Annotated in this window: 7 protein-coding genes; all 7 read left to right on the forward strand. The window is 34.9% G+C overall.

The genetic code is table 11. The features are described from left to right. The first annotated feature begins 566 nt into the window (after window positions 1-566). Window positions 567-2,084 (forward strand): DNA polymerase III subunit gamma/tau, encoded by a 1,518-nt coding sequence (gene dnaX, locus A9Y75_RS24360; protein WP_071192240.1) that lies wholly within the window; start codon window positions 567-569, stop codon window positions 2,082-2,084. Beyond that, window positions 2,081-3,076 (forward strand): DNA polymerase III subunit delta, encoded by a 996-nt coding sequence (holA, locus tag A9Y75_RS24365; protein WP_071192242.1) that lies wholly within the window; start codon window positions 2,081-2,083, stop codon window positions 3,074-3,076. Before dnaX ends, holA begins: the two co-directional genes overlap by 4 nt. 435 nt (window positions 3,077-3,511) lie before the next feature. Next, a complete protein-coding gene (locus tag A9Y75_RS24370) occupies window positions 3,512-3,967 on the forward strand; it encodes a hypothetical protein (protein ID WP_071192244.1) in 456 nt (151 codons plus the stop codon). Window positions 3,968-3,984: 17 nt separating this feature from the next. Then, the gene (locus tag A9Y75_RS24375) at window positions 3,985-4,437 is read left to right on the forward strand and encodes a hypothetical protein (protein WP_071192246.1); all 453 of its coding nucleotides are present in this window, start codon (window positions 3,985-3,987) and stop codon (window positions 4,435-4,437) included. Between the two features lie 55 nt (window positions 4,438-4,492). Beyond that, window positions 4,493-4,822, forward strand: coding sequence for a hypothetical protein (locus A9Y75_RS24380; RefSeq protein WP_071192248.1), 330 nt, complete (start codon window positions 4,493-4,495; stop codon window positions 4,820-4,822). Between the two features lie 270 nt (window positions 4,823-5,092). Continuing rightward, complete coding sequence (locus A9Y75_RS24385) at window positions 5,093-6,415, forward strand: AAA family ATPase (RefSeq protein ID WP_083389739.1); 1,323 nt, start codon at window positions 5,093-5,095, stop codon at window positions 6,413-6,415. A gap of 87 nt (window positions 6,416-6,502) precedes the next feature. After that, window positions 6,503-6,847 carry a hypothetical protein gene (locus tag A9Y75_RS24390; protein WP_071192252.1) on the forward strand — a complete coding sequence of 115 codons (345 nt, stop codon included), beginning with the start codon at window positions 6,503-6,505 and terminating at the stop codon, window positions 6,845-6,847. Window positions 6,848-6,857: the final 10 nt, after the last annotated feature.

Genomic DNA, 6,857 nt, shown 5'->3' on the forward strand with positions numbered 1-6,857 from the left:
TTAATTGATGTTATTAGTATAGCAGGAATTTTTTAACGCTAGATAGTTAACACCACCAAGCAGGATACAAGAAGCAGCCATAAACACCTTACTATCATGTTAGGAGTAAGAAGGACTGTATATTAAGGCTATAGGGGATAAAGAAAGTTGAAAAGAGAAAACTAAATTAAATTGTCAAATTCTTTGTTAAACTTCTTCATCAGTACAGTTGACTAAGTTTAATAAGGTTTAAATAATACAGCATATTTGAGGTAAATGAGGAACAAATTTTATTAACAAAGATTTATGGTAAAAGACATTTAATCTGTTTTATGTTAATAGTTATCTGTTTCTGATCGTATCAATTTTGTACAAGTTATTTTTACTATTCTGTCAGCTAAAATCTTATGTAAGATTTGAATGTTTGTTGATTTATAACAAAAATATGTTAAATTATATTAGTTGACAAAACAACTTTGTAACTTTTTTTTGCTGTACCTCATCAATCTAAAATAATCTATAAATTTTAACTAAAATTTCACCCCCTTAACAGGGGCAAGAGCGACGAATTAAGATGAATAAATCCTATGTCTACAGTCGCTCTACATCAAAAATATCGCCCCCAAACTTTAGCCGAATTGGTTGGACAACCGTACATTAAAACTGCTCTAACTAATGCTATCAAACACCTGCAAATTGCCCCAGCTTATTTATTAACAGGTTCTAGAGGTACAGGTAAAACTTCAACTGCACGCATATTTGCAAAATCTCTGAATTGCCTCAATACTAAAAAACCAACTGATAAACCTTGTGGAATTTGTCAATCTTGTCGTTCAATTGAAAGTAGCAATAGTTTAGATGTGAGTGAAATTGATGCTGCTTCTAATAATGGTGTGGATGATGCCCGTGCTTTAATTGAACGCTGTACTTTAGCACCAATAGCCGGACGTTATCGAATTTTTATTCTTGATGAATGTCACTGTTTAACCGGCAATGCCTTCAATGCTTTACTCAAGTGTATTGAAGAACCACCACCTCATGTGGTTTTCATTCTCTGCACCACAGAACAGCACAAGGTTTTACCTACGATTGTCAGTCGTTGTCAGGTGTTTAATTTCCGTACTTTATCAATTCAAACAATTGTGCAGCATCTCCGTATTATAGCAGATGCGGAATCTATTTCTGTTGATGATGAGGGATTAAGTGCGATCGCTCGACTGAGTGATGGTGGTTTACGGGATGCGCTACAATTACTCGGTCAAGCCAGTCTTTTAGATGTAGATATCACTGCCCATCATGTCATGGAAATCGTTGGTGGTGTCACAGAAGCAGAGCTAATCGCTATTTTACAGGCTATCTCTACCAACAACACTTTTAATTTGCTGCAAGTCGCTAGAGTTTTGGTAGACTCTGGGAAAACGCCCAAATTGATTATCTCAAATTTACTGCAAACATACCGAGATTTGCTGATTATCAAGTCTGCACCGCAGGAACAAGCTTTACTAACTGGTTGTGTTAGTTATACTCAACTCAAAGCTTTTGCCAAACACTGGAATTTCGAGACACTGAATTTGTCTTTAGCAGAGTTACAAAAAGCTGAAAATTATCTGCGATATACGGTCAATGCGGCGGTGTGGCTAGAGGTTTGTTTACTCAATTTGCTGCCTGCTTTATTGCCTGGGGGTGCAACGAAGACGATAAATGTGAAACCTGGGCATGATGGCAAATTGTTACCAAATTATGGCACGTACACCATCAACAAGGTAACTGATAAACCTGTGGATGATCCAGGTAAAGATAGCTTGTTACCAGCAGTTGCAACCAATACCGCTAATGCTTCTAATACTGCTAATTTAGCGCAAATTTGGCAGCAGGTGATGGATAAGGCGAAACCCAACCATCAAAAGCTATTGGCTCATGCAAATCTGGTGAAATTGCAAGGGTCGAAGGCAATTTTAGAGGTAACACCAGCTTACCTGCAAAAGTTTGAGAATAGCAAGGAGGCGATCGCTAAAATGCTGCAACGAGCTACCCAAAGTCCAAAACCCCTAACTGTGTTGATTAAAACTGCCAATCTCAGTAATAATGGGAGGGTAAGAGGATGATTGTCTTGCTCACGGGGGATGATGAATACGCGATTCAAGAACAGCTAAACCAGTACAAGGCAGAGATTGATGCTCAATGGCTGACTCTATGCTATCACCGATTTCCGGCTGTTCAGCTTGACAAAGCTTTGAGTGTGGCTCGTACTCGTTCCCTGACTGGTGGTAAAAAACTGGTAATTGTGGAAAATTGCCACCTCAAGCAGTGGGGTGATACGGAGTTGGAGACTTTGCAACAGTTGGTGCAAGTGCCTAATTCGACTATTTTGGTGTTTGTGGCTAATAATGTAGATAAGCGGTTAAAGGTTTACAAGCATCTGGTCAAGTATGGCAAGTTGTTTGAGTTTTCGTTGATACCACCTTGGCGGTATGATTTGATTGAACAGGCGATAGTTTCGCTGGCTGCAAAACTCTACACGAACACTACAGATAATGCTGTTACAGCTAAGAAAATTAAACTGCTGCTGTCAGAGGAGGCGGTGGCATATTTAGCACAGGCTATTGGTAATGATATGACCCGTGCTGCTTCTGAGTTACGCAAACTGGATATCTATGCTCAGGGGAGAAAGTTAGAGCTTGCGGAGGTACAGGAGTTAGTTCCATGTCAAACTCAGAATAGCCTACAATTGGCTGCGGCTATGCGTGAAGGAAAAAGCCATCAAGTTTTGCAGTTGTTGGATGATTTACTGTCTCGTTCTCAACCTTTAATGGTGATTGTCAGCACTCTTTTAACGCAGTTTAGAACTTGGTTATGGGTGAAATCTGCGATGGTTTCTGGGGTGAAGAAGGATAGTGAATTAGCTCAACTTTGTAATATCAGTAATCCTCATCGTATTTACTATTTGCGTCAGGAGGTAGCGAATACAAGTATCAATGCTTTGGCTCAAGCGGTGACTATGATTTTGGATGTAGAGATGTCTATTAAGAGGGGTGCTGATGGTAGGGATTTATTGGTGGTGATTCTTGGTGTTTGTAGGTTGTTTCAGGTGGTTTAATTAGGAGGAAGTTGAGGGAGAATTTTGGATTTTGGATTGGATGTTTAATGTCTGTCTAAAATCCAAATTCAGTTGGTTAATTTGTGAAAATTTTAACATTAAACACTTCTGGGTTTTAGGCATTCAAACATGATTTTTTAAGGATGTTTTGACGGTCACTATTTTATTTAAAGTTACTAAAGTTTGAGTATAAAATATACCTAACTATATACTAAACTCCAGTTTATCACCAAAAGCCTGAAAAAACGGAATTTCATTCATTCACATCATGGTATATTTGTACAGTTTGTAACTTCTATTGTATATATAAGAAAAAATTATATAATTTTTGCTTGACTTGTATCAGATAGTCATGGTAGTTAGTATAGACGTAATTAGAATTTGAATGTGTATAAACGTTTATTTAATCAATCAAAAATAAGGAGGCTGTCAATCATGAACGATATAGAAAGCACCATAGAACAAATTAAACCCTATCTTAAAGAGATTATAGACAGTATTATTAAGGGAACAAAAGATGTTGCGGAGATTAATTTAGAAGAAATAATCAGTTATGTGAATAATAGGATGGCTATTTATAGTGAACCTGAGAACATTCGGACAGCAATTAAATATGCCTGGAATTATGAGGAAAAACACTGTGCAGAATATTCTCTTGAAGAGGCCATTAAATGGTTTAAAATAAATCTTCCAAATCAAATTATTGCGGAAGGATGTTTATTAAAACAACATCAAGGAAATGCTTATGTATTACACCAGTGCTTTATTGCTCGTCAGGATAATACTCCACTGTTAGATGGTAATTATCCACACCGAATTGTTTATACTTTAAAAATGGACAAAGCTTTACAAGACCAGTTTGCTAATAAGAGTATGTTAGTTTTTAGATAAAACAAGGATGGTAAAAAATGTTACTTGCTAATACTGCTAAAAATGATACACAAGCAGTTACCACGATGAAAGAAATCTTTGCATCTCCAATGTTCCTTAATTTTTTATTGGGAACGGTAATTATAATTATATTCTTGACAGTTTTTGCTTTCATCAAGAATAAAAAAAAGGTGATTGCAGCAACGGAGGAAAGGGATTATGAAATTTACTCTTTGGAAGAATCAATCAAATGGTTCCAATCCAAAAAATCCACTTCCAAAAAATCTTTTGAAAAGGTTAAGGGATGTTTACTAAAGGAAGAATTATCTGATAGCAGATTAAAATTAACACATTGTTTTCTTGATGCTAATAACCAACCATTATTAAACAGTGATTATCCTCAGCTAATTGTTAAAACAGTTAGGGTGTCTCAAGATTTAGAAAACAAATTTGATGCTAAAGGTATGCTTATTTTGCCTTTTTCTCGTTAAAAGCTGGTAGCAATAGCTCAAAAAAAGTAAACAGTTTATCATTGGAGGTAGATAAATGAACTTAATTGATTCGATTAAACAAGCTTTAAAAGAAGTATGGGATTTTATTAAGCGAATTTTCGTGAAAATCTTAAATTTTATTAGAAACATAAGATCGTGGTTTCAAGAACCAGAACGTCTTAAAAAGATAGAAGAGAATAATTCCATAATAGCTGTTGCTATAAAAGAAAACTTAGAAAATGGAAATTTCAATGTTATTAATTGTCTCTATGATCAAGATAGTGATTCTATCATTGAAAATGAGACTCTAATTATTGAAACTGAGGAACTAGATGCGAATACTAAACAACAATTTAATGATAAAGACATGATAAAACTCACATAAAATTTTGTGATAGCTTGCTTTCATCAGATGAAGTAAATCAAGACAAGCGAAAGCTGTTTGTCCGTTACTTGTTATGCTAAATATTGTTCATCAGAAGTGAAATACTGAAATATTAAACTCTTCACACACAATAAAAAACTGAGTTATTTATTCATATTTTAGGCTCAATGGTTTTGTTTTTTGACTTTATCTTTCAAAGAACTTCTGATATTTAATAGTTTGGCATAACCAGTAAGAAAGAACTGTTTTTACTAACAAATAATATAACTTATGAAGAGCAAAAAATTGGATATGAAGCTTTTTAATTTCCCCAAACTTGTTTCTAGCGAGCAACAGCAAGAAAATGAAAAGTTTATTTCTGAGTTGGAGTCATTACTTCAAAGCTATGATTTTATTCCAAATGGTGGAATAGAAAATATTGCAGTTGCATTGATTTATAATAAAAAACTTACAATCTCTAATCCTATAGTTTATAATGACAAACTATATTGCTTTACCTATTATCCAAAGCTTGTTTCAGAACAGCAGGATTTAAAAAATTCTGTTTTTCGGGCTAATCTAGATTTATTACTAAAAAAATATAAGTTTTTTCCACAAAGTGGCATAGAGAGATTAAATTTTGTTATTGTTTATAACAAAAGTATTGACGAAATAGATATTAAAGGTTTGAAAGAAGAAAAAAATGAAGAGGGTTTAGCCTTTTTTTATCCTATCGAGCCTAAATATAGAATGGAACAAGTAATTCTGAATGAAGATTTGTTATCTGAAATCAATACAACTCTGCTCATACTAAAACACAAACACCTAATTTATGAACAATGGGGCTTTAATAAGATTGATCCAGAGCCGAGAGCCATCATAAACTTTTATGGTGAACCTGGAACAGGTAAAACTATGACGGCTCATGCTATAGCCAATGAGTTGAATTGCAAAATATTAGCCTTAAATTATGCTGAAGTAGAATCAAAATTTGTTGGCGATGCTCCCAAAAATCTTGTTCGGGCTTTTGAAACAGCATCAAAAGAAAAAGCGTTACTTTTCTTTGATGAGGCTGACTCTTTTTTGGGTAAAAGAATTACTAATGTATCTTCTGGTTCAGATCAAGCTATTAACTCCTTACGAAGTCAAATGCTAATCCTATTAGATAATTTTGAAGGAGTTGTTATTTTTGCCACAAATTTAATAAAAAACTATGATCGTGCTTTTGAATCGCGTATATTTAAACACTTAAAATTTGATCTTCCTAATTCTGAAAATAGAACAAAAATTCTTTTAAAATCAATCCCATTGAATGTACCTTTTAAAAATAGTATCCCTCTTCAGAATGAAGATATTCAAACCTTAGTGGAAATTTCAGATGGTTTCTCAGGAAGAGAGATAAAAAATGCTATTTTGTATTCGCTAATCCATGCTATTTCTGAAAATAGAGATTTTGTAAAGTTCTCAGACTTTGACACATCTTTTAGACGATTGAAAGAGCAAAAACAAGAATTGCAGCAACAGTATGAAAATAAAAACTCCTTAGATCCAGAAAGAAAGCGATTTCTAGAAGAAAAAATCAAGTCAAACCTAACTGTCAGCAATGGAGTTTAAATTTTATAGTCACTCTCAGATTTTATTATAATTTAACATCTTCCCCCAATGGGGGATTTATGAGGGCAAAGTTCAAAAAACACCACCATGAACACGCCCAACTACAGCTTATTACTACAAAGCCTTTGGACACCACCTACCACACCCATTGCCGAAAATTCCCCCTCAAATCACCATCCCCCAGAACCAACAGAAATCGCCGAATTTCTAGCAGAAGAAATACTCTATCAACAAACAATTCCCGCCACCGAACCCAACCTCAAAACCATCCCCCAAGACCTACCAAAACAATTAATCAACGCCCTACAATCATTAGGTATCACCCAACTTTACTCCCATCAAATCAAAGCCTTACAAGCAATTAGAAAAGGTAAAAGTTTCATCCTCACCTCCCCTACAGCCACAGGGTTAGCGCGTCTCAAATCCTGTTGACAGGGGAATT

This window comes from Trichormus sp. NMC-1 (assembly GCF_001858025.1).
GTDB lineage: Bacteria > Cyanobacteriota > Cyanobacteriia > Cyanobacteriales > Nostocaceae > Anabaena.

Bases quoted from the DNA above. Each gene is read 5' to 3' on its own strand.
- holA (WP_071192242.1), top strand. From the start codon at position 2,081: ATGATTGTCTTGCTCACGGGGGATGATGAATACGCGATTCAAGAACAG.
- A9Y75_RS24390 (WP_071192252.1), top strand. From the start codon at position 6,503: ATGAACACGCCCAACTACAGCTTATTACTACAAAGCCTTTGGACACCA.
- A9Y75_RS24375 (WP_071192246.1), top strand. From the start codon at position 3,985: ATGTTACTTGCTAATACTGCTAAAAATGATACACAAGCAGTTACCACG.
- A9Y75_RS24370 (WP_071192244.1), top strand. From the start codon at position 3,512: ATGAACGATATAGAAAGCACCATAGAACAAATTAAACCCTATCTTAAA.
- dnaX (WP_071192240.1), top strand. From the start codon at position 567: ATGTCTACAGTCGCTCTACATCAAAAATATCGCCCCCAAACTTTAGCC.
- A9Y75_RS24380 (WP_071192248.1), top strand. From the start codon at position 4,493: ATGAACTTAATTGATTCGATTAAACAAGCTTTAAAAGAAGTATGGGAT.
- A9Y75_RS24385 (WP_083389739.1), top strand. From the start codon at position 5,093: ATGAAGAGCAAAAAATTGGATATGAAGCTTTTTAATTTCCCCAAACTT.